Annotated in this window: 20 protein-coding genes; 3 read left to right on the plus strand and 17 right to left on the minus strand. The window is 71.2% G+C overall.

Going from position 1 to position 22,768, the window contains the following annotated elements; translation table 11 throughout:
• Positions 1-3: 3 nt before the first annotated feature.
• Positions 4-1,266 (minus strand): histidine--tRNA ligase, encoded by a 1,263-nt coding sequence (gene hisS, locus B1H19_RS09520; RefSeq protein WP_083104184.1) that lies wholly within the window; start codon positions 1,264-1,266, stop codon positions 4-6.
• 11 nt (positions 1,267-1,277) lie between these two features.
• On the minus strand, positions 1,278-1,991 hold the full coding sequence (locus B1H19_RS09525) for an MBL fold metallo-hydrolase (RefSeq protein WP_083104185.1): 714 nt from the start codon (positions 1,989-1,991) through the stop codon (positions 1,278-1,280).
• A 206-nt stretch (positions 1,992-2,197) separates the two neighbouring features.
• Here B1H19_RS09525 and B1H19_RS09530 point away from each other — a divergent pair, with 206 nt between their 5' ends.
• Positions 2,198-3,028, plus strand: a complete 831-nt coding sequence (locus B1H19_RS09530) for a peptidylprolyl isomerase (protein WP_083104186.1) — start codon at positions 2,198-2,200, stop codon at positions 3,026-3,028.
• Positions 3,029-3,452: 424 nt separating this feature from the next.
• The gene (locus B1H19_RS09535; RefSeq protein ID WP_083104187.1) at positions 3,453-4,682 is read left to right on the plus strand and encodes a DUF349 domain-containing protein; all 1,230 of its coding nucleotides are present in this window, start codon (positions 3,453-3,455) and stop codon (positions 4,680-4,682) included.
• Positions 4,683-4,739: 57 nt separating this feature from the next.
• On the opposite strand, the gene B1H19_RS09540 is transcribed toward B1H19_RS09535, so the two are convergent.
• From B1H19_RS09540 to pgsA, 15 genes are all read right to left on the minus strand, one after another.
• Complete coding sequence (locus B1H19_RS09540; RefSeq protein ID WP_083104188.1) at positions 4,740-7,319, minus strand: RelA/SpoT family protein; 2,580 nt, start codon at positions 7,317-7,319, stop codon at positions 4,740-4,742.
• A 172-nt stretch (positions 7,320-7,491) separates the two neighbouring features.
• The gene (locus B1H19_RS09545) at positions 7,492-8,040 is read right to left on the minus strand and encodes an adenine phosphoribosyltransferase (protein ID WP_083104189.1); all 549 of its coding nucleotides are present in this window, start codon (positions 8,038-8,040) and stop codon (positions 7,492-7,494) included.
• A complete protein-coding gene (gene secF / locus B1H19_RS09550; RefSeq protein ID WP_083104190.1) occupies positions 8,037-9,146 on the minus strand; it encodes a protein translocase subunit SecF in 1,110 nt (369 codons plus the stop codon). Before secF ends, B1H19_RS09545 begins: the two co-directional genes overlap by 4 nt.
• A gap of 1 nt (position 9,147) precedes the next feature.
• Entirely contained in the window at positions 9,148-10,911 is a 1,764-nt protein-coding gene (gene secD, locus B1H19_RS09555; protein ID WP_083104191.1) for a protein translocase subunit SecD, read from the minus strand.
• A gap of 150 nt (positions 10,912-11,061) precedes the next feature.
• Positions 11,062-11,574: a preprotein translocase subunit YajC gene (gene yajC, locus B1H19_RS09560; protein WP_257789441.1), complete on the minus strand. Its 513-nt coding sequence runs from the start codon at positions 11,572-11,574 to the stop codon at positions 11,062-11,064.
• A gap of 176 nt (positions 11,575-11,750) precedes the next feature.
• Positions 11,751-12,836 carry a Holliday junction branch migration DNA helicase RuvB gene (ruvB, locus tag B1H19_RS09565; protein WP_083104193.1) on the minus strand — a complete coding sequence of 362 codons (1,086 nt, stop codon included), beginning with the start codon at positions 12,834-12,836 and terminating at the stop codon, positions 11,751-11,753.
• An 82-nt stretch (positions 12,837-12,918) separates the two neighbouring features.
• Positions 12,919-13,539: a Holliday junction branch migration protein RuvA gene (gene ruvA / locus B1H19_RS09570; RefSeq protein ID WP_083104194.1), complete on the minus strand. Its 621-nt coding sequence runs from the start codon at positions 13,537-13,539 to the stop codon at positions 12,919-12,921.
• Positions 13,536-14,084 carry a crossover junction endodeoxyribonuclease RuvC gene (gene ruvC / locus B1H19_RS09575; RefSeq protein ID WP_083104195.1) on the minus strand — a complete coding sequence of 183 codons (549 nt, stop codon included), beginning with the start codon at positions 14,082-14,084 and terminating at the stop codon, positions 13,536-13,538. Before ruvC ends, ruvA begins: the two co-directional genes overlap by 4 nt.
• 197 nt (positions 14,085-14,281) lie before the next feature.
• Entirely contained in the window at positions 14,282-15,034 is a 753-nt protein-coding gene (locus B1H19_RS09580) for a YebC/PmpR family DNA-binding transcriptional regulator (protein WP_083104196.1), read from the minus strand.
• Positions 15,035-15,107: 73 nt separating this feature from the next.
• Positions 15,108-15,710 carry a pyridoxal 5'-phosphate synthase glutaminase subunit PdxT gene (pdxT, locus tag B1H19_RS09585; RefSeq protein WP_083104197.1) on the minus strand — a complete coding sequence of 201 codons (603 nt, stop codon included), beginning with the start codon at positions 15,708-15,710 and terminating at the stop codon, positions 15,108-15,110.
• A 70-nt stretch (positions 15,711-15,780) separates the two neighbouring features.
• Entirely contained in the window at positions 15,781-16,692 is a 912-nt protein-coding gene (pdxS, locus tag B1H19_RS09590; RefSeq protein WP_083104198.1) for a pyridoxal 5'-phosphate synthase lyase subunit PdxS, read from the minus strand.
• Between the two features lie 184 nt (positions 16,693-16,876).
• Positions 16,877-17,422, minus strand: a complete 546-nt coding sequence (locus tag B1H19_RS09595) for a LemA family protein (protein WP_044365014.1) — start codon at positions 17,420-17,422, stop codon at positions 16,877-16,879.
• Positions 17,423-17,513: 91 nt separating this feature from the next.
• On the minus strand, positions 17,514-18,674 hold the full coding sequence (locus tag B1H19_RS09600) for a glycosyltransferase family 4 protein (RefSeq protein WP_083104199.1): 1,161 nt from the start codon (positions 18,672-18,674) through the stop codon (positions 17,514-17,516).
• Complete coding sequence (locus B1H19_RS09605; protein ID WP_083104200.1) at positions 18,671-19,633, minus strand: phosphatidylinositol mannoside acyltransferase; 963 nt, start codon at positions 19,631-19,633, stop codon at positions 18,671-18,673. Before B1H19_RS09605 ends, B1H19_RS09600 begins: the two co-directional genes overlap by 4 nt.
• On the minus strand, positions 19,630-20,289 hold the full coding sequence (gene pgsA / locus B1H19_RS09610; protein ID WP_030067138.1) for a phosphatidylinositol phosphate synthase: 660 nt from the start codon (positions 20,287-20,289) through the stop codon (positions 19,630-19,632). Before pgsA ends, B1H19_RS09605 begins: the two co-directional genes overlap by 4 nt.
• A 263-nt stretch (positions 20,290-20,552) precedes the next feature.
• On the opposite strand from pgsA, the gene B1H19_RS09615 reads away from it, so the two are divergent.
• On the plus strand, positions 20,553-22,751 hold the full coding sequence (locus B1H19_RS09615) for an elongation factor G-like protein EF-G2 (protein WP_083104201.1): 2,199 nt from the start codon (positions 20,553-20,555) through the stop codon (positions 22,749-22,751).
• Positions 22,752-22,768: the final 17 nt, after the last annotated feature.

The raw sequence follows: 22,768 nt of genomic DNA on the forward strand, positions 1-22,768 counted from the left end.
GGCTCAGCCCAGCGCCCGCCGGACCTCGTCCACGACGGCGTCCAGCGCCACCGGCGTCTGCTCACCGCTGGTGAGGTCCTTGAGCTGGACGACACCCTCGGCCAGATCCCGCTCGCCGGCCACCAGCGCCAGCCGGGCACCGGAGCGGTTGGCGGACTTCATGGCGTTCTTCAGGCCCTTGCCGCCGTAGGCGAAGTCGGTGGCCACACCGGCCCGGCGCAGCTCGGTGACCGCGCCGAACAGCACCCGGCGGGCCTCGTCGCCGAGCGGGACCGCGTAGACGGACGTCGCGGCGGGGATGTCCAGCGCGATGCCCTCGGCCTCCAGCGCCAGGACCGTACGGTCGACGCCCAGCGCCCAGCCGACGGACGGCAGCGCGGGCCCGCCGATCATCTCGGACAGGCCGTCGTAGCGGCCGCCGCCGCCGACCGCGGACTGCGAGCCCAGGCCGTCGTGGACGAATTCGAAGGTGGTGCGGGTGTAGTAGTCCAGCCCGCGCACCAGCTTCTCGTCGTCCTCGAAGGCCACCCCGGCCGCGGTCAGCAGCTCGCGCACCTGCTCGTGGTACGCCTTGCACGCCTCGCACAGGTAGTCGCGCAGCATCGGCGCCCCGGTCAGCTGCTTCTGTACGTACTCGCGCTTGTCGTCCAGGACGCGCAGCGGGTTGATGTCGACCCGGCGGCGGGTGTCGTCGTCCAGGTCGAGTCCGCGCAGGAAGTCCTGGAGCGCGGCGCGGTAGACCGGGCGGCACTCCTGGTCGCCCAGGGAGTTGAGCAGGATGCGGAAGTTGCGCAGCCCCAGGGAGCGGTACGCCTGGTCGGCCAGGATGATCAACTCGGCGTCCAGCGCCGGGTCCTCCGCGCCGATCGCCTCGGCGCCGACCTGCGAGAAGTGGCGGTAGCGGCCCTTCTGCGGACGCTCGTAGCGGTAGTACGAGCCGGAGTACCAGAGCTTGACGGGGAGGTTGCCGCCCTTGTGGAGGTTGGCCTCCAGCGCCGCGCGCAGCACGGACGCGGTGCCCTCGGGGCGCAGCGCCAGCCGGTCGCCGCCCTTGGTCTCGAAGGCGTACATCTCCTTGGTCACGATGTCGGTGGACTCACCGACGCCGCGGGCGAACAGCTCGACGTTCTCGAAGCCGGGTGTCTCGATGTAGCCGTAGCCGGAGTTCTTCAGCGGGCCGGCGATCGCCTCGCGGACCGCCAGATAGGTGGCGGAATCCGGCGGCAGCAGGTCGTAGGTGCCCTTGGGTGCCTGAAAGGTGCTCACGGAAGGTCTCGTCACATTCCTCGTCGTGGAGCGGCGGCGATGCCGTCTCCGAGGCCGGCGGCCACCTGCCGCAGGAAGGGGTTGGTGGCGCGCTCATGGCCGATGGTGGTCTGGGGGCCGTGGCCGGAGAGGACCACGGTCGAGTCGTCCAGCGGGAGGCATACGCGCTCCAGCGACCGGAGGATCTCGGCGTGGTCGCCGCCCGGCAGATCGGTGCGTCCGATGGAGCCGGCGAACAGCAGGTCGCCCGAGAAGAAGACCGGCGGAACATCCGCCTGCTCGGGCATCCGGAACGTCACCGACCCCTTGGTATGGCCCGGTGCGTGCGCGACGGAGAACTCCATTCCGGCCAGTTCCAGCGCGCTGCCGTCGGTCAGCTCCTTGACGTCGTCCGGCTCCCCGACGGTCAGCTCCCCCATGAGCTGCTGACCGATGGAGCGGCCCAGCGCCTTCTCCGGGTCGCTCATCATGAAGCGGTCCTCGGGGTGGATCCAGGCGGGGACGTCGTGCGCGCCGCACACCGGGACGACCGAGGCGACATGGTCGATATGGCCGTGGGTGAGGACGACGGCGACGGGCTTGAGCCGATGCTTTGCGAGCGCCTCCTCGACTCCTTGGGCCGCCTGATGGCCCGGGTCGATGATCACGCACTCCTCGCCTGCGGCGGGGGCGACCAGATAGCAGTTGGTCCCCCAGGCCCCGGCGGGGAACCCGGCAATCAGCACGTTCGTCCTTAAGGGTCGGTGGCGGTCGGTCCGCGGGAGTGCTCCCGGAACATCTCGGCAGCTCCAGAGCTTACCGACGCGACTCCCGCGGGGGCGAACCCGTATACGGTACGGCCACGGCGGACGACGGCCCCCGACGGCCGGACCGCGACGCCCGGAACGCGACCCACTCGATGCCCAGCGATGATCGGACAAGGAGACGACCGGTGGTCAGCAAGGATCAGCGGCGGCGGCAGCTCGCCCGGGAGAAGTACGCGCGCCAGCAGCAGCGGCGCACCGCCGCGCAGCACAGGGCTCGGCGGCGCACCGTGATCATCGCGTCCGCCCTGGCGGTGGCCCTGGCCGCGGGCGTGGCCGCGTTCTCGTCGGCCGCGCTCATGGGCGACGACCGGGCCGACGACCGGGCGGCGGCCGATCCCTCGTCCACCGCCGCGCCGGATCCGTGCCAGACACCCGCCAAGGGCGCCCCGTCCAAGGCGAAGTGGAAGAAGGAACCGGCCATGTCGATCGACACCGGCGCCTCCTACACCGCGGCCCTCCACACCACCTGCGGACAGATCGAGCTGAAGCTGGACGCGGCCGGGGCACCGCACACGGTGAACTCCTTCGCGTTCCTGGCCGGCAAGCGCTTCTTCGACCACAGCCGGTGCCACCGCTTCCTCGACCGGCGCATCTACGTCCTCCAGTGCGGCGATCCGACCGGCACCGGCACCGGCGGCCCCGGCTACACCCTCCCGGACGAGAACCTCAAGGACCCGAAGATCAAGGGCGGTGTCTATCCGGCGGGCACGGTCGCGATGGCCAACAGCTACGACGGTAAGCACGACAACACCCGCAACAGCGGCGGCAGTCAGTTCTTCCTCGTCTACAAGGACAGCCCGCTGCCCGCGAACTACACGCCGTTCGGGACCGTCACCGGCGGTATGGACGTCCTGAAGAAGATCGCCGCGGCCGGGTCGCGGCCGGACCCGCAGATCGGCAGTACGGCGCCCAACGCCACCGTCGTCATCGACAGGGCGACGGTCGCCAGGAGCTGACCCCCGGTGACCGGCATGCGGCTTTCCGCCGTTCCGCACGTCCGCCCGCGGCCTAACGGCCTGGGGAGCAATAGGGATCGGCGTCGCGGCGCCCGGCACGGCCGCTCGCGGCGTTGCCGAAATGCCCTAGTAGCTCCGCTACGAGGACCTTCCGGCGCCTTGCGATCGACCGCACCAGACGCCGCTCCTTCTCCCGATCCCTATTGCTCCCCAGGCCGAACCGCGGAATTTCGGTCGTGCTGGATGCGGACAGCCGGACGCCGGTCGCCTAGATTGGCGGTGGGGCAGGGTGCCCGCCCGGCGGTGCCACCCTCACCCGCAAGAGAGCACGTCGGACCGGCCAGGGCGCGGCTCTGCCGGACAGAAACTGTGGACGATGCCGGGGGGCCGCACGCCCCCGTCGGCATCATGTGGAGGAGGCGCTGTGAGCAGCGACCCATGGGGCCGCGTCGATGAGACGGGGACCGTGTACGTGCGTACCGCCGACGGCGAGCAGGTCGTCGGATCGTGGCAGGCGGGTACTCCCGAGGAGGCCCTCGCCTACTTCGAGCGCAAGTATGAGGGCCTGGTCGTCGAGATCGGCCTCCTCGAGCGCCGGGTCAAGACCACCGACCTGTCGGCGAAGGACGCCCAGACCGCCATCGACCATCTGCGGCAGCAGGTCGACGAGCACCACGCGGTGGGCGATCTGGAGGCGCTGAGGAAGCGGCTGGACAAGCTCGTCGAGACCGTCGAATCGCGGCGCGAGGAACGCAAGGCGCAGAAGGCCAAGCAGAGCGACGAGGCCCGGCTGGCCAAGGAGAAGCTGGTCGCCGAGGCCGAGGAGCTGGCCGCCAGCGAGCAGTGGCGGGCGGCGGGCGAGCGGCTGCGGGCGCTGGTCGACACCTGGAAGAGCCTGCCGCGGCTGGACCGCAAGGCGGACGACGAGCTGTGGCACCGCTTCTCGCACGCCCGCTCGGCGTTCTCCAAGCGGCGCAAGGCGCATTTCGCCTCGCTGGACGCGCAGCGCGAGGAGGCCCGTAAGACCAAGGAGCGGCTGGTCAAGGAGGCCGAGTCGCTGTCGCAGTCGACGGACTGGGGCGCCACCGCCGCCCGCTACCGCGAGCTGATGGCCGACTGGAAGGCCGCCGGCCGGGCGCAGCGCGAGCACGAGGACGACCTGTGGAACCGCTTCCGCGGTGCGCAGGACGTCTTCTTCCAGGCGCGCAGCGAGGTCTTCGCCGAGCGCGACGCCGAGCAGCGGGAGAACCTGACCCGCAAGGAGGAGCTGGCCATCGAGGCCGAGAAGCTGCTCCCGGTCACGGACCTGAAGTCCGCGCGGGCCGCGTTCCGATCGGTCAACGAGCGGTGGGAGGCCATCGGCCATGTGCCGCGCGACGCCCGGCCGAAGATCGAGGGCCGGATGCATGCCGTCGAGCGCGCCATCCAGGAGGCCGAGGAGGCCGAGTGGCGGCGGACCAACCCCGAGGCGCGGGCCCGCGCGGCGGGGCTGACCGGCCAGCTCCAGGACGCCGTCGACAAGCTGGAGAAGCAGATCGAGACGGCGCGCGCCGCGGGCAACACCGCCAAGGCGGACAAGCTCGGCCGTGAGCTGGAGGGGCGCAGGGCGCTGCTGGACCAGGCGCTGAAGGGACTGGAGGAGTTCGGCGGCTGAGGTATCGGACGCCGAAGGGCCCGGTACGGGATCCGTACCGGGCCCTTCGTCTGCCTGCTACGGCCTGCGGGCCGACGTCACCCGGTACACGTCGTACACGCCCTCCACGCCGCGTACGGCCTTGAGCACATGCCCCAGATGCTTGGGGTCGCCCATCTCGAAGGTGAAGCGGGAGGTGGCGACGCGGTCGCGGGAGGTCTGGACGGCCGCGGAGAGGATGTTGACGTGCTGGTCGGACAGCACCCGCGTGACGTCCGACAGCAGCCGGGAGCGGTCCAGGGCCTCGACCTGGATGGCGACCAGGAAGACCGAGGACTGGGTGGGCGCCCACTCGACGTCCAGGATCCGCTCGGGCTGCTGGGAGAGCGAGTCGACGTTGACGCAGTCACCGCGGTGCACCGAGACGCCGCTGCCGCGGGTGACGAAGCCGATGATGGGGTCGCCCGGCACCGGCGTACAACAGCGGGCCAGCTTGACCCACACATCGTCGACGCCCTTGACGACCACGCCCGGATCGGCGCTGGAACGGCGCTTGGAGCGCGGCCGGATCGGAGTGGACTCGGCGATGTCCTCGGTGGCCTCGTCCTGCCCGCCGAGCGCCTGCACCAGCTTCTGGACGACGCCCTGCGCGGCGACATGTCCCTCGCCGATGGCGGCGTAGAGGGAGGAGATGTCGGGGTAGCGCATCTCGTGGGCGAGGGTGACCAGGGAGTCGCCGGTCAGGATCCGCTGGATGGGCAGGTTCTGCTTGCGCATGGCGCGGGCGATGGCGTCCTTGCCCTGCTCGATCGCCTCGTCGCGGCGCTCCTTGGAGAACCAGCCGCGGATCTTGTTGCGGGCGCGCGGCGATTTGACGAAGCCGAGCCAGTCGCGGGACGGTCCGGCGCCCGGCGCCTTGGAGGTGAAGACCTCCACCAAGTCGCCGTTGTCCAGGGTCGATTCGAGCGGGACGAGGCGTCCGTTGACCCGCGCTCCTATCGTGCGGTGACCGACCTCGGTGTGCACCGCGTAGGCGAAGTCGACGGGCGTGGCGCCGGCCGGGAGCGCTATCACGTCGCCCTTCGGCGTGAAGACGAAGACCTCGTTGCGCGAGAGGTCGAAGCGCAGCGATTCGAGGAACTCGCCCGGGTCCTCGGTCTCCTTCTGCCAGTCGAGCAACTGCCGCAGCCAGGCCATGTCGTTGACCGTGTCCTGGCCCTTGCCGGCGTTCTTCGGCACATCCGTACGGATCTTGGAGGCGCCGGCGACCGCCTCCTGCTTGTACTTCCAGTGCGCGGCGATGCCGTACTCGGCGCGGCGGTGCATGTCGAAGGTGCGGATCTGGAGCTCGACGGGCTTGCCGCTGGGGCCGATCACCGTCGTGTGCAGCGACTGGTACATGTTGAACTTCGGCATCGCGATGTAGTCCTTGAACCGGCCGGGGACCGGGTTCCATCGCGCGTGGATCGTGCCGAGGGCGGCGTAGCAGTCGCGGACCGTGTCGACCAGGACGCGGATGCCCACCAGGTCGTAGATCTCCGCGAAGTCGCGGCCGCGGACGATCATCTTCTGGTAGACGCTGTAGTAGTGCTTGGGGCGGCCGGTGACGGTGGCCTTGATGCGGGCGGCGCGCAGATCGGCCTGGACCTCGTCGGTCACTATCGCCAGATACTCGTCCCGCTTGGGCGCCCGCTCGGCGACCAGACGCACGATCTCGTCGTACATCTTGGGGTAGAGGATCGCGAAGGCGAGGTCCTCCAGCTCCCACTTGATGGTGTTCATGCCCAGGCGGTGGGCGAGCGGGGCGTAGATCTCCAGCGTCTCGCGGGCCTTCTTCTCCTGCTTCTCCCGCTTGAGGTAGCGCATGGTGCGCATGTTGTGCAGCCGGTCGGCGAGCTTGATGACCAGGACGCGCGGGTCCTTGGCCATCGCGACGACCATCTTGCGGACGGTCTCGGCCTGTGCGGCCTCGCCGAACTTGACCCGGTCGAGCTTGGTGACGCCGTCGACCAGCAGCGCCACCTGGTCGCCGAAGTCGCGACGCAGCTGCTCCAGGCCGTATTCGGTGTCCTCGACGGTGTCGTGCAGCAGGCCCGCCATCAGCGTGGCCGGGTCCATGCCCAGCTCGGCGAGGATGGTGGTGACCGCGAGCGGGTGGGTGATGTACGGGTCACCGCTCTTGCGCTTCTGGCCGCGGTGCCAGCGCTCGGCGACCTGGTAGGCCCGCTCGACCTGGCGCAGCGTGGCGGTCTCGATCTTGGGGTCGTTGGCGCGGACGGCGCGCAGCAGCGGTTCGAGGACCGGGTTGTACGGGCTGGAGCGCTGTACGCCCAGTCGGGCGAGGCGGGCCCGGACGCGGTTGGGTGTCCCGGAGCGGCCCGCGGAGGCGGACGGGGCGGGCTTGGGCGCCGAGGAGGCGGCGTGCGCTCCCGGCGGCCCGGCCTTGGCGGGCGGCTTGGGCGCGGCGGTGCCGGGCCGGGCTCCGGTCGCGGTCGCGCCCTGCTTCTTCGCGTCCGCCGGACGGGGCGTGGCGCCGCTCTTGCCGGCCCCGGACGTGGCGGGGGACGCCGCGTCCTTGGGCTTCGGCTCGTCCTGGCGCGCGGCGGTGGATCCCTTCGGACGCAGTCCGGGGGAGAGCGGCTGGGCCTCGTCTGGCAAGAGCACTCCTCAAGCGGTTCCGGACCCCGAGACCACGAACAGGCCGGGGTGCCATGGTATCGACCCGCGGCCCGGCGCTCTTGCGCGGCCTGGTTCCGTACATGACACAGCGGCAGGGGCACCCGGAATGTTCCCGGGTGCCCCTGCCGCGTACGACGGTCCGCGCTGCGGTTCAGACCGTGATCAGGGCCTCCAGCGGAGCGCCCTTCAGGCCCGGCTCCAGCCGCTGCCGCCCGGCGAGGAAGCCGAGCTCCAGCAGCACCGCCACGCCCGCGACCTCGGCGCCCGCACGGCGGATGAGCTGGAGCGAGGCATCGGCGGTGCCACCGGTGGCGAGCACGTCGTCGATCACCAGCACCCTCTCCCCCGGTGCCAGCGCATCGGCGTGGATCTCGATCTCGGCGGTGCCGTACTCCAGGTCGTAGCTCTGCCCGAGCGTCTCCCCGGGCAGCTTGCCGGCCTTGCGTGCGGGGACGAAGCCGACCCCGGCCCGTACGGCGACGGGCGCGGCGAGGATGAAGCCGCGCGCCTCCAGGCCGACGACCTTGTCCGCGCGGTGCCGGGCGCACAGATCGGCGAAGGCGTCGGTCAGCGCGCCGAAGGCGGCCGGGTCGGCCAGCAGCGGGGTGATGTCCTTGAACATCACGCCCGGCTGCGGATAGTCGGGGACGTCCGCGATCCGGCCGAGCAGCAGCTCGCGCAGCGCTGCAGGGGCGGTCATCGGCGCTTGCCCGACGGACGGCCGCGACCGCGGTTGCGGGCGTCGGGCTGGGGGCGCGGTCCGACGACGGAGGCGCCGTCCTCGGGGTCGTCCTGCGGGTCGTCCACCGCCTCCGCGCGGCTCGCCTCCTTGGCCTCGGCCGCGGCGCGCTTGGCCCTGACCCGCTTGGCCAGCGCCTTCATCTGCGGCTCGCGCTCCTTGAGGTCGGCGACCAGCGGAGTGGCGATGAAGATCGAGGAGTACGCACCGGCCGCCAGACCGACGAACAGGGCCAGCGAGATGTCGTTGAGCATGCCCGCGCCCAGCACCCCGCCGCCGACGAACAGCAGACCGGCGACCGGCAGCAGCGCCACGACCGTGGTGTTGATGGAGCGCACCAGGGTGCCGTTGATGGAGCGGTTGGCGATCTCGCTGTAGGTGAAGCGGGTCTGCTTGGTGATGTCCTTGGAGGCTTCCTTGAGGCTGTCGAAGACGACGACCGTGTCGTACAGGGAGTAACCGAGGATGGTCAGCAGACCGATGACCGTGCCCGGGGTGACCTCGAAGCCGACCAGGGCGTAGACGCCGACGGTGATCGTCAGGTCGTGGATCAGCGCGATCAGCGCGGCCAGCGCCATCCGCCACTCGAAGGCCACGGCCAGATAGAGCACCACCAGGACCATGAAGATCCCCAGGCCCAGCCACGCCTTGTCGGCGATCTGCTCGCCCCAACTCGGGCCGACCAGCTGGGTGTTGACGTTGTCGACCGGGACCTTGAGGTCCTTGGCGATCTGCTCCTGGACGGGCAGCGACTGCTTGGTGTCCAGGCCGCTGATCTGGATGCGCAGCGTGCCGTTGCCGAGCTTCTGCACCATGGCCTGGTGGCCGGGGGCCGCCGACTCGGCGGTGTGCTGGGCCTCTGCGGACGACACGGAGGTCTTCGGGGTGCTGAAGACCGCACCGCCGGAGAACTCGATACCGAAGTTCAGCCCCCGCACCGCCAGGCCCACCAAGGCCGTGATGGTGATGAGGATCGAGATGCCGTACCAGATCTTCCGCTTGCCGATGAAGTCGTAGCCGACCTCACCGCGGTAGAGCCGGGCGCCGATGCTTCCGAGCTTGGACATCTCACGCCTCCTTCGTCTGGGTGGGGGCGGTGCGACGGCGGCGCAGCGGCGGCTTGGCGCCCAGGCGCTTGGGGTCGAGACCGGACCAGGGGTGGCCGTTGGCGAAGAACTTCCGCCGGGCCAGCAGCGTCATCAGCGGCTTGGTGAAGAGGAAGACCACGACGACGTCGAGCAGGGTGGTCAGGCCGAGGGTGAAGGCGAAGCCCTTCACCTTGCCGACGGTGACGATGAACAGCACCGCGGCGGCCAGGAACGACACGAAGTCGGAGACCAGGATCGTGCGGCGGGCCCGGGGCCAGCCGCGTTCGACGGCCGGGCGCAGCGTGCGGCCCTCGCGGATCTCGTCCCGGATGCGTTCGAAGTAGACGATGAAGGAGTCGGCGGTGATACCGATGGCGACGATGGCGCCGCAGACCGCCGGGAGGTTCAGCGCGAACCCGATGGCCGGGCCGAGCAGCGTCATGATCGTGTACGTGAGGATCGCCGAGACCGTGAGGCTGGCCAGCGCGACCAGCGACAGGCCCCGGTAGTAGGCGATCAGGTAGAGGACGACCAGGCCGAGGCCGATCGCACCGGCCAGCAGACCGGCGTGCAGCTGCTCGCCGCCGAGCGCCGCGGTCACCGTGGTCTCGTCGTCGATGTGGAAGGACAGCGGCAGGGCGCCGTACGACAGCATGTTGGCCAGGTCCTCGGAGGACTGCTGGGTGAAGCCGCCGCCGGAGATGGTGGCGCTGCCGCCGTTGAGCTGCTGGTCGACGCGCGGGTCGGAGACCACCGCGCCGTCCAGGACGATCGCGAACTGGTTCTGCGGCGGCGCCTTGGCGGCGAGCTTGCCGGTGATGTCCGCGAACTTCTTGCCGCCGTCCGAGGTGAAGTCCATCTGGACGATCCAGCCCTGGCCGCCCTGGCTGTCGAAGGCCGCCTTGGCGTCCTTGACGTCCATGCCCTCGACGGCCACCGGGCCGAGCACGTACTTCTGCGTGCCCTCCTGGTTACAGGCGACGACCTGATCGGACGGCTTGGCGTTGGCGGCCTGCTGGCCTGCCAGGGCGCGGCCCTGCTTGGTGGAGCAGTCCAGCGCGGCGAGCTGCTTCGCGATCCCGGCGCCGGGACCCGGCGGGGTCGGCGACGGCTTCGGCGAGGGCTTGGCCGAACCCGAGGGGGTGGGCTTGGCGGACGGCGCCTTCTTCAGCGCGTCGGTGACGGGCCGGCCCTGCGTGGTCGGCGAGGCGCTGGGCTTCGACGGGGAGGTGACCTTCTGCTGCGAGCCCTGCTTGCCGCCGGCCTTGTCGCCCTTGCCCTGGTCGTTCTTGCCCTGCTGGCCCTTGGAGGGGTTCGGCACGGGGGTCTTGGTGCCCGGGGCAATGGTCAGCACCGGCCGGAATCCGAGCTGGGCGGTGGTGCCGACCTGCTGGCGGGCCTGCTTCGCGTCCGTCCCCTTGGGGATGTTCACGATGATGTGGTCGTTGCCCTGCGTCTGGACCTCGGTCTCGGACACACCCAGACCGTTGACCCGCCGCTCCATGATCCCGGCGGCGGTGTTCATATTGGTCTCGTTGATCGCGTTGGGCTTACCGGGCTGGTTCTGCGCCGCCAGCGTGAAGCTGGTGCCGCCCGCCAGGTCGATGCCCAGCCGCGGCGTGAGATGCCCGTACCAGAACATCCCGCCGACCAGCCCGATCATCACGACCAGGATCAGGACCAGGGTGCGACCCGGATGCCCATGGCCAGCGGGCGCCCTGCGGCCCTTCTTCGGTGCTGCCACCTTCTCGTATCTCCCTGTCCAACCCCTCGGCTTCGGGTGTTGCCGAGCGGCCACGAAGTCTTGTGGGGACGTGCCCCCCGCCGGAGCCTAGACCGTCAGGGAACCGCGGTGCGCCGTAGGCGCGGCACAGCGCGGTTCCCCGGGGGCGGACTACTTCGCGTCGTCGCCGCCGGTCTTCTTGTCCTCCTTGGCGGATTCCGCATCGGCCTCGGCGGCGTCCTTGCCGGCCTCGGCTCCCTCGGCGGGCTTGTCGGCCGCGGCCTCGGGGGCGTCCTTGCCCAGGTCGATCTTGTCGGCCTTCTCGGCCTTCGCGGTGTCCTCATCCGCGGCGTCGCCGGTCAGCGACGAGGCGTCGTCCGGAACGACCGGCTCGTCGGTCTTGATCGGGTCGGCGCCGTCCAGGATGCGGTTGTACTCGTCATCGGCGAGCACGGCGCCGATGGCGTTCTTGGCGTAAATGGCGTGCACGCCCGGCGCCACCTCCAGGAGGACGGACTCCTCGTGGATTTCCTTGACGGTGGCATACATGCCCCCGATCGTCCGGACGCCGGTGCCAGGCTGCATCTCGTTACGCATCTGCTGCGCCGCTTGCTGCTTCTTCTTGGCCGACCGGGTCATCAGGAACATGGCCCCGATGAGGACGATGAAGGGGAGGAGAGTCACGAGACTATTGGGCACGGGACGGACATCCTTCGCACGACCGCTGGTCCGCGGTCTGATATACGGGGGTGGGTATGCGGTCCGTACGGACGGCATCGGCGGAGTCTAAGCGAGTCCCCACCACAGGAACAACGCTCAGCATCGCACCGCAGTTCCTGGCCGGGCGAGTCTCCGCGCCGTCACGGCCCGAACAGTCCCTGCTGCCCGCCCGCCCCCGCCTGCTGCTGCGGCGGGACCAGCCCCATATGGGACCAGGCCGCCGGGGTGGCGATCCGGCCGCGGGGCGTCCTGGCCAGCAGCCCTTCCCGGACGAGGAACGGTTCGGCGACCTCCTCGACCGTCTCGCGCTCCTCCCCCACCGCGACCGCCAGCGTGGACAGGCCCACCGGGCCGCCGCCGAACAGCTTGAGCAGGGCGGTGAGCACGGCGCGGTCGAGGCGGTCCAGGCCGCGGCCGTCGACCTCGTAGACGTCCAGGGCCTGCGCGGCGGTCTCGCGGGTGATCACGCCGTCGGCCTTGACCTGGGCGTAGTCGCGGACGCGGCGCAGCAGGCGGTTGGCGATACGGGGCGTACCGCGCGAGCGGCCGGCGATCTCGGCGGCGCCCGCCGGCTCTATGTCGAGCTCCAGCAGGCCCGCCGACCGGTGGATGACGCGCTCCAGCTCGGCCGGGGCGTAGAACTCCATATGCCCGGTGAAGCCGAAGCGGTCGCGCAGCGGCGGCGGCAGCAGACCGGCCCGGGTCGTGGCGCCGACCAGGGTGAACGGCGGGAGCTCCAGCGGAATGGCGGTGGCGCCCGGCCCCTTCCCGACGATCACATCGACCCGGAAGTCCTCCATCGCCATGTAGAGCATTTCCTCCGCCGGACGGGACATCCGGTGGATCTCGTCCAGGAAGAGCACCTCGCCCTCCTGGAGAGAGGAGAGGATCGCGGCGAGATCGCCGGCGTGCTGGATGGCGGGGCCGGAGGTGATCCGGATCGGGACGCCCATCTCGGCCGCGATGATCATCGAGAGGGTGGTCTTGCCGAGGCCCGGCGCGCCGGAGAGCAGGACGTGGTCCGCGGTGGCGCCGCGGGCGCGGGCGGCCCGCAGCACCAGGTCGAGCTGTTCGCGCACCCGCTCCTGGCCGACGAACTCCTCCAGGTCCTTGGGCCGCAGCGCGGCCTCGACGGCGGTCTCCTCACCGTCGGCGTCGGCCGCCACCAGGCGGTCGGGCACGGTGGCGGCGTCGTCGGTGGACGGTGCGGTCTCGTCCCAGTTCACTGCGGATTGCCTCGCGGGGTCGGGGCGGCCGGGCCGCCGGGGTGGTCGTACGGTCGGGGGCGCGCGGCCCGTGCGGCGGGGGTCATCGCGAGCGGTTGAGGGCCTGCAGCGCGGCCTTGAGCAGCTGCGGCACCTGCGGCCGGGCGCCGTCGGCGAGCGCCGCCTCGGCCTGCGGGGCGACCGCGTCCAGCGCCTCGTCCGCCTCGCGGGCGGCATAGCCGAGCCCGATCAGCGCGGCATGCAGCTGATCACGCCAGCCGGCCTCGCCCGGGGCGGCGGTGCCCGCGCGGCGGGTGCCCACCGGCGCGCCGAGCCGGTCCTTGAGTTCCAGCAGCAGCTTCTGCGCGCCCTTCTTGCCGATGCCGGGCACGGCGGTCAGCGTCTTCTCGTCGCCGCCCGCGACCGCGAGGCGCAGGGTGTCCGGCGAGTGCACGGCCAGCATCGCCTGGGCGAGCCGCGGCCCGACGCCGCTGGCGGTCTGGAGCAGCTCGAAGGTCCCCCGCTCGTCGTCGTCGGCGAAGCCGTACAGGGTCAGGGAGTCCTCGCGGACGACGAGGGAGGTGGCGAGCCTGGCGTGCTCGCCCACCCGCAGCCCGGACAGGGTGTCCGGGGTGCACTGGACGGCCACGCCGATCCCGCCGACCTCGACGACGGCGGTATCGGGAGCCAGGGCCGCGACCGGGCCGGAGACAAAAGCGATCATCGGGTGCCCTTCGGCGTACGGACGGGAGCGGCGCGACGGGCCGCGGCATGCGCCTGCTGGAGGCGGTTTATCGCGGGGGCGCGCCAGATGTGACAGATGGCGAGGGCGAGGGCGTCGGCGGCATCGGCCGGTTTCGGCGGCGCGTCCAGCCGCAGCAGCCGGGTCACCATGGCACCGACCTGCGCCTTGTCGGCTCGCCCGGATCCGGTCACGGCGGCCTTGACCTCGCTGGGGGTGTGCAGCGCGACGGGCAGTCCGCGGCGCGCGGCACACAGCATCGCGACGGCGCTGGCCTGGGCGGTGCCCATGACCGTACGGACGTTGTGCTGGCTGAACACCCGCTCCACCGCGACGTATTCGGGGCGGTGGGCGTCGAGCCAGGACTCGATGCCCTGCTCGATGAGGACGAGGCGGTCGGCGATGTCGGCGTCCGCCGGAGTCCGTACGACCCCGACCCCGGCCATCTTCAGCGGCCGACCGGCCACCCCTTCGACCACGCCGACACCACAACGCGTCAGCCCCGGGTCCACCCCGAGCACCTTCACGGTGCCCCTCCCCTCTTGCCGTGTTGCCGCCGGCCCTGTGCCGTACCGTTTCGTCCGCCGTCTTCCCCATGGGGGACCGGAGATCCCCTGCTCAGCACAGTAGCGGGTGGGTCTGACAACGGGCGGCCCCGACAACGCCACGGGCCGACGGGGTGTGTTCCCCGTCGGCCCGTGCGGTACGGCCGTGGTGACGTGGCTCAGGCGTCGACCTTCGCCATGACGTCGTCCGACACGTCGAAGTTGGCGAAGACGTTCTGCACGTCGTCGCTGTCCTCCAGCGCGTCGATCAACTTGAAGATCTTGCGCGCGCCCTCTTCCTCCAGCTCGACCTGCATGGTCGGGACGAAGTTGGCGTCGGCGGAGTCGTAGTCGATCCCGGCTTCCTGGAGCGCGCTGCGGACCGCGACCAGGTCGGTGGCCTCGCTGAGCACCTCGAAGGACTCACCGAGGTCGTTGACTTCCTCGGCGCCGGCGTCCAGGACCGCGCCCAGGACGTCGTCCTCGCTCAGCCCGCCCTTGGGGACGATCACCACGCCCTTGCGGTTGAACAGGTAGGACACCGAGCCCGGGTCGGCCATCGAACCGCCGTTACGGGTCATCGCGACGCGGACGTCCGAGGCGGCGCGGTTGCGGTTGTCGGTGAGGCACTCGATGAGCACCGCGACACCGTTGGGGCCGTAACCCTCGTACATGATGGTCTCGTAGTCGGCGCCGCCGGCCTCCAGGCCCGCGCCGCGCTTGACCGCGGAGTCGATGTTCTTGTTCGGCACCGACGACTTCTTGGCCTTCTGGATGGCGTCGAAGAGGGTCGGGTTGCCGTCCGGGTCGGCACCGCCCGTACGGGCCGCGACCTCGATGTTCTTGATCAGCTTCGCGAAGAGCTTGCCGCGCTTGGCATCGATCACGGCCTTCTTGTGCTTCGTCGTAGCCCATTTAGAGTGGCCGGACATCCGCCTGTCTCCTTCGCGTAACCCAATTCCGAAACGAACGCCATCGATCCTACCGGGGCTGGATCACCCGGTGTTACTCAGCCGATGCGCGCACCATCTCCACGAACAGCGCATGGACCCGGTGGTCGCCGGTGAGCTCCGGGTGGAACGACGTGGCCAGGACGTTACCCTGCCGCACGGCCACGGTGTGGCCGCCGTACGTCGCCAGGACCTCCACCGCGGCGCCGACCGACTCGACCCAGGGCGCGCGGATGAAGACGCCCTCGACCGGTCCGCCGGGGATGCCGGCCACCTCGACGGCGGCTTCGAAGGACTCGTTCTGCCGCCCGAAGGCGTTGCGGCGCACGATCATGTCGATGCCGCCGAGCGTCTCCTGGTCCTCGCGGGCGTCCAGCAGCTTGTCCGCGACCATGATCATGCCGGCGCAGGTGCCGTAGACCGGCTTGGCGTACCGCACGAACGCGCGCAGCGGTTCGAGCATGCCGAAGGCGACCGCCAGTTTGGACATGGTGGTGGACTCGCCGCCCGGTATGACCAGGCCGTCGACGTCGGCCAGCTCCTCGGGGCGGCGCACCGGCCGCGCCTGGGCGCCGGCGTCCGTGAGCGCCTTGAGGTGCTCACGGACGTCGCCCTGGAGCGCCAGCACACCGATGGTGGGGGTGCTCAGCTCAGTCATCTGCGTTCTTACGTCCTTGTTCCTGCGTCTGTGTTCCTGCGTCTGTGTGCCGGCGTTCCGTCCGCGCGTCCTACCAGCCGCGGTTGGCGTAGCGCTCGGCCTCGGGGAGGGTGTCGCAGTTGATGCCGACCATGGCCTCGCCCAGGTTGCGGGAGACATCCGCGATGACCTTGGGGTCGTCGTAGAAGGTGGTGGCCTTGACGATGGCGGCGGCGCGCTTGGCGGGGTCGCCGGACTTGAAGATGCCGGAGCCGACGAAGACGCCCTCGGCGCCGAGCTGGCGCATCAGCGCGGCGTCGGCCGGGGTGGCCACACCGCCGGCGGAGAACAGCACGACGGGCAGCTTGCCGAGCTCGGCGACCTCCTTGACCAGCTCGAAGGGGGCGCGCAGCTCCTTGGCGGCGGCGTAGAGCTCGTTGTTGTCGCAGCCGCGCAGCTTGGCGATCTCGCCCTTGATCTGGCGCAGGTGGCGGACCGCCTCGACGACGTTGCCGGTGCCGGCCTCGCCCTTGGAGCGGATCATGGCGGCGCCCTCGGCGATCCGGCGCAGGGCCTCGCCCAGGTTGGTGGCGCCGCAGACGAAGGGGGTGGTGAAGGCCCACTTGTCGGAGTGGTTGACCTCGTCGGCCGGGGTGAGGACCTCGGACTCGTCGATGTAGTCGACGCCGAGGGACTGGAGGACCTGGGCCTCGACGAAGTGGCCGATGCGGGACTTGGCCATGACGGGGATGGAGACGGCGTTGATGATGCCGTCGATCATGTCGGGGTCCGACATACGGGCCACGCCGCCGTCCTTGCGGATGTCGGCGGGGACCCGCTCCAGGGCCATGACGGCGACGGCGCCCGCGTCCTCGGCGATCTTCGCCTCTTCCGGCGTGACGACGTCCATGATCACGCCGCCCTTGAGCTGCTCGGCCATACCGCGCTTGACGCGTGCCGTTCCGGTCTCGGGGTTCTGGGGCGTGGTGGGCGTGCTGGACACGGTTGACCTCACTCATTGCGGGTGGTTGTGCGTGCGGACCACACAACCGTTTGCGTGGGAGCTAAGGAAAGGGCCAATTCAAGGTGGGTGGCTCGTCACGGCTTGGAGTGGGGCGGCCGGGAGCCGTGGGGTGCTGCTGCGGGCCGGGGTTTCGCGGGGCGGTGGCGCCCTCGGGTTCCCATTGTCAGGCGCCGGCGGACCGGTCGTCCAGGATCGCCGGGGGTTCGTCGTCCATTTCGAAGGCCAGCGGGAACGGGGCGTGGCCGGCGAGGCGGAGGTAGCGCACGAGCCGGTGGCGGCGGACGGCCCGGGCGGCGCGTACGGCGTCGTTGTGGAAGCGGCGAGCCATCGGGACCCGGCGTACCGCCGCGGTGAGTTCGGCGACCGTCTGCTCGCCGCCGGGTGCCTCCCGTACGGCCGTCAGCTGGGCCTCGTCCGCGAGGATCGCGCGCAGCGCCTGGCTGAGCTCGCTCTCGGCGACCTCGCGGTGGTCGTCCTCGGCCTGCCGGGCTTCGTGAGCGGCCTGGTAGAGGACGATGGAGGCGGCGGGGTCGAGGACGCCGGAGGTCCCCACCTCCTGGGCGACCGAGGCGCGGCGCAGCAGCTGGGCGTCGAGAGCGGCCTTCGCGGCGTCGATACGCACGTGCAGACGGTCGAGGCGGCCGGCGGTCCAGCTCAGATAGACGCCGATGAGGACGATCGCGACGGCGATCCAGATCAGGGTGGTCACGGCGAGCGACGTTACCTGGGCGAGGGGCGTCGCCCGGCCGAACGCCGCTGTGCCGGGGGCCGCGTGCGGTGCCGGGCGGTCGGGGCCGGGGTCAGTCCCTGGCCAGCCCCCACCGTGCGCGCAGCCCCACGCGTTCGTCCGTCGCCACCGAGGCCGCGCCCGCGGCGACGGTCTCGTAGACGGCGAGGATGTCGGCGCCGACCGTCGACCAGTCGAAGCGGCGTACGTGCTTGGCACCGCGGTCGCGGAGTTCGGCGAGCCGCTTCGGGTCGCGCAGGAGGCGTACGGCGGTGGCGGCGAGGGCGTCGGCGTCCTCGTTGGTGAACAGTTCGCCGGCTTCGCCCTGGTCGAGGACCTGGGCGAAGGCGTCGAGGTCGCTGGCCAGGACGGGGGCTCCGGCGGACAGGGCCTCGACGAGGATGATGCCGAAGGATTCGCCGCCGGTGTTGGGGGCGATGTAGAGGTCGACGCTGCGCAGCAGGCGGGCCTTGTCCTCGTCGGAGACCATGCCGAGGAATTCGACGCGGGAGCGCAGGTCGGGCGGCAGCTGGGCGACCGCCTCGTCCTCGTCGCCGCGGCCCGCCACCAGGAGGCGGGCGTCCGGGACCTCGGCGAGGATCGCGGGCAGCGCCTTCATCAGGACGGGCAGGCCCTTGCGGGGCTCGTCGATCCGCCCGATGAAGCCGATGGTGCGGCCCTGCCAGGCGGGCTTGGGCTCGGCGCGGGCGAAGAAGTCGACGTCGACGCCGTTGGGGATGACCACCGCGTCGCCGCCCAGGTGTTCGACGAGGGTGCGGCGGGCGTATTCGCTGACCGCGATGCGGGCGCTGATCTTCTCCAGGGCGGGCTGGAGGATCGGGTATGCGGCGATCATGGCCCGGGAGCGGGGGTTGGAGGTGTGGAAGGTCGCCACGATGGGCCCCTGGGCCGCCCAGCAGGAGAGCAGGCCGAGCGAGGGGGAGGCCGGTTCGTGGATGTGGATGACGTCGAAGGCGCCGTTCTGGAGCCAGCGGCGGACCCGGGCGGCGGACAGGAAGCCGAAGTTGAGGCGGGCGACGGAGCCGTTGTAGGGGACGGGAACGGCGCGGCCGGCGGAGACGACGTAGGGGGGCAGCGGGGTCTCGTCGTCGGAGGGGGCCAGGACGGAGACCTCGTGGCCCAGGTGGATGAGGTGTTCGGCCAGGTCGCGGATGTGGAACTGGACGCCGCCGGGGACGTCCCAGGCGTAGGGGCAGACGATGCCGATCTTCACGCCGCGCTCTCCGTTCCGGTGGCGCGCACTTCGGGGGCGCGTGGTTCGAGGTCGGCGAGCCACAGGCGCTGGAGCATGTGCCAGTCCTCGGGGTGGTCGGCGATGCCGGAGGCGAAGACGTCGGCGAGCGTCTGGGTCATCGCGGCGGCCTTCTCGGTGCGGGTGCCGGCCTGGGGGACCTCGATCTCCGGGTGGACGCGGCCGCGCATGACGGGGCCGTCGTCGTACCAGAGGGTGACGGGCAGCAGCATCGCCCCGGTCTGGAGGGCGAGCATCGCGGGCCCGGCGGGCATTTTGGTCTCCTCGCCGAAGAACGTGACCGGGATTCCGGAGCTGGACAGATCGCGGTCGGCGACCAGGCAGACCAGGCCGCCGGCCCGCAGACGCCGGGCGAGGGTGCCGAAGGCGGCGCCGCCAGTGTGCGGCAGGACCTCCATGCCCAGGCCCTCGCGGTAGGCGACGAAGCGGTCGTACACGCTGGCCGGTTCGAGGCGCTGGGCGACGGTGGTGAAGGGGGTGTTGAGCTTGGTGGTGACCCAGACACCGGCGAGGTCGTAGTTGCCCATATGGGGCAGCGCGAGGATGACACCGCGGTCGCTCGCCAGGCCGTCGGTGAGGTGGTGCACGTCCTCGGGGTCGAAGCCGGTCCTTATGCGCTCCTTGCTCCAGGCCGGCAGCCGGAAGGACTCCATCCAGTAGCGCATGTACGACCGCATGCCGGCGCGGGAGAGCTCTGCCAGGCGCTCGGGAGAGGCGTCCGGGACCACCCGGGCGAGGTTCGCCTCCAGGCGCTGGATGCCCTTGCCGCGGCGCTTCCAGGTGAGGTCGGCGATCTGCCGGCCCAGGAGGACTGCGGCTGATTCGGGCAGCTTCTTGACGGTGCTCCAGCCCAGGGCGTACAGCGTGTCGCTGAGCCAGTCGGTGCTGATCCCGGGCAGGAGGCTCTTGCGTGGACTCATGCGGTGTTTCCCCCTTGGGTGACGGCGGCGTCGGCCTCGGCCGATTCGCGGCGTACCGTCACTACGCGCTGACCGAGAGTGACGGCGCTGCCGACGGCGACGATCCACAGCGCGATCGGCAGCAGGACCTCGACGCCGGGCACCCCGAAGGCGTGCAGGCCGGAGAGGCCGCAGGCGACCAGCGAGATCACCAGGCGCTCGGCGCGCTCGACCAGGCCGTTGACGTTCACCGGCAGGCCGATGGCCTCGCCGCGGGCCTTGGTGTACGAGACCACCTGCCCGCTGGCCAGGCAGAAGATGGCGATGGCGCAGAGCACCAGGTCATTGCCGCCCCCGGCGTACCACAGGGCCAGCCCGCCGAAGATCGCCGAGTCGGCGACCCGGTCGAGGGTGGAGTCGAGGAAGGCGCCCCAGCGGCTGGAGCGGCCCAGCTGGCGCGCCATGTTGCCGTCGACCAGGTCGGAGAAGACGAACAGGGTGATGACGACCGTGCCCCAGAAGAACTCGCCCTGCGGGTAGAAGATCAGGGCCCCGGCGACCACACCGCCGGTCCCGACGAGGGTGACCGCGTCCGGGCTGACCCCGAGGCGGATGAGCAGGGCGGCGAACGGCGTGAGAACACGCGTGAAGAACGCACGCGCGTACTTGTTCAGCATGGCCTTCCCGGAGGTCGATATGGGCCGCGCGGTCAAGGGGCCACCGGCGGGCCCATCGTAGCCAGGCGGCCACGGGCCACCACGAACGCACCGCGGCGTCGGGCGCGAGGTACGGCGCACGGGCCGGGGCGCGCGCCGCGGGGCGTCGGCGGGGGCGGGATCGCGCCGGACGTCCCGATCGTGGGCCGCGCCCTGTATGGACGCATGGTGACCGCGGTGGAAAGCTCGAATCACCGCAAAGTGTCGACCTGGAGGCGAGACACATGAGCGAGAAGACGAGTACACACCCGGGAGCCGCCGGAAGGGCACCCACGGCCGACCGGCCCACCGCCCTGAGGAACGTGGTGCTGGTCGGCCACAGCGGCGCGGGGAAGACCACCCTGGTCGAGGCCCTGGCGCTGGCATCCGGCGCGGTCAACCGGGCGGGCCGTGTCGAGGACGGCGGCTGTCTTTCCGATTACGACGAGATCGAGCACCGCCAGCAGCGTTCCGTACAGCTCTCCCTGGTCCCCGTCGACTGGGGCGGCGTCAAGATCAATGTGTTGGACACCCCGGGGTATGCGGATTTCGTCGGGGAACTGCGGGCCGGTCTGCGTGCGGCGGACGCGGCCCTTTTCGTCGTTTCGGCGGCGGACGGCGTGGCCGGGGCGACCCGGATGGTCTGGGACGAGTGCGCGGCGGTCGGTATGCCGCGGGCGCTGGTCATCACCCACTTGGAGGCGGCGCGGTCCGACTTCGGCGAGATGGTCCGGTCGTGCCAGGAGACCTTCGGCGGCGAGGACCCCGATGCGGTGCTGCCGCTGTATCTGCCGCTGTACGGCACGCCGGGCGCCGACGGGCACGCCCCGGTGACGGGCCTGATCGGGCTGCTGTCCCAGCGGGTCTTCGACCACTCGTCGGGGGAACGGGTCGAGCGCGCGCCAACCGAGGAGGAGCTGCCGCTGATCGAGCAGGCGCGTAACCGCCTCATCGAGGGGATCATCGCCGAGAGCGAGGACGAGACCCTCATGGACCGCTATCTGGGCGGCGAGGAGATCGACGTCAAGACGCTCATCGGGGATCTGGAGACGGCGGTCGCCCGGGGCACCTTCCATCCCGTACTGGCCGCCGCGCCGGCCACCGACGGCGCCCGGCAGGGCCTGGGCACCGTGGAGCTGCTGGAGCTGATCACCGGCGGCTTCCCCACCCCCGCGGAGCGTGCGGCGCCCGCCGTGACCGGCATCGACGGCACCGCCTGCCCGGCGCTGGCCTGCGATCCGGACGGCCCGCTGGTGGCCGAGGTGGTCAAGACCGCCTCCGACCCGTACGTCGGCCGGGTCTCCCTCGTACGGGTCTTCTCCGGCACCCTGCGCCCCGACGAGACGGTGCATGTCTCCGGGCACGGCCTGGAGGACCGCGGGCACGAGGACCATGACGTCGACGAGCGGATCGGCGCCCTGTCGGCGCCCTTCGGCAAGCAGCAGCGTCCGCTGTCGCAGGCGATCGCCGGCGATCTGGCGTGCGTGGCCAAGCTGACCCGCGCCGAGACCGGCGACACCCTCTCCGACAAGGACGCGCCGCTCCTGATGGAGCCCTGGACGATGCCGGACCCGCTGCTGCCCGTCGCCATCGAGGCGCACAGCAAGGCCGACGACGACAAGCTCTCGCAGGGACTGTCCCGCCTGGTGGCGGAGGATCCGACGCTGCGGCTGGAGCACCATCCCGACACCCGGCAGATGGTGCTGTGGTGCCTGGGCGAGGCGCATGTCGACGTGGCGCTGGAGCGGCTGCGCTCCCGCTACGGCGTCCAGGTCGACACGGTGCCGCACAAGGTGGCGCTGCGGGAGACCTTCGGCGAGGCGGCCTCCGGCCGCGGACGCCATGTCAAACAGTCCGGCGGGCACGGCCAGTTCGCGATCTGCGAGATCACCGTCGAGCCGCTGCCGGGCGGCTCGGGCATCGAGTTCGTCGACAAGGTGGTGGGCGGCGCGGTGCCCCGGCAGTTCATCCCGTCCGTGGAGAAGGGCGTGCGGGCGCAGGCCGCCCGCGGGGTCGCCGCCGGGTATCCGCTGGTCGACGTCCGGGTCACACTGCTCGACGGCAAGGCGCATTCAGTGGACTCCTCCGACGCCGCGTTCCAGAAGTCCGGTGCGCTGGCGCTGCGGGAGGCCGCGGCCGCGGCCCGGATCGATCTGCTGGAGCCGGTCGCCGAGGTGAGCGTACTGATTCCGGACGATTTCGTCGGCCCGGCGATGAGCGATCTGTCCGGGCGGCGCGGCCGCGTGGTGGGCACCGAGCAGTCCGGGGCGGGCCGTACCCTCGTGCGCGCCGAGGTCCCCGAGATCGAACTCGGCCGCTACGCCGTCGATCTGCGCTCCCTGTCGCACGGCACCGGCCGCTTCACCCGCAGCTACGTACGGCATGAACCGATGCCGCCGCAGCTCGCGGAGAAGGTACGGGACGAGGCCGCCAACGGCGCATAGCCACGCGTGAGGGGCGG

The sequence above is a fragment of the Streptomyces gilvosporeus genome, from assembly GCF_002082195.1.
Taxonomy (GTDB): domain Bacteria; phylum Actinomycetota; class Actinomycetes; order Streptomycetales; family Streptomycetaceae; genus Streptomyces; species Streptomyces gilvosporeus.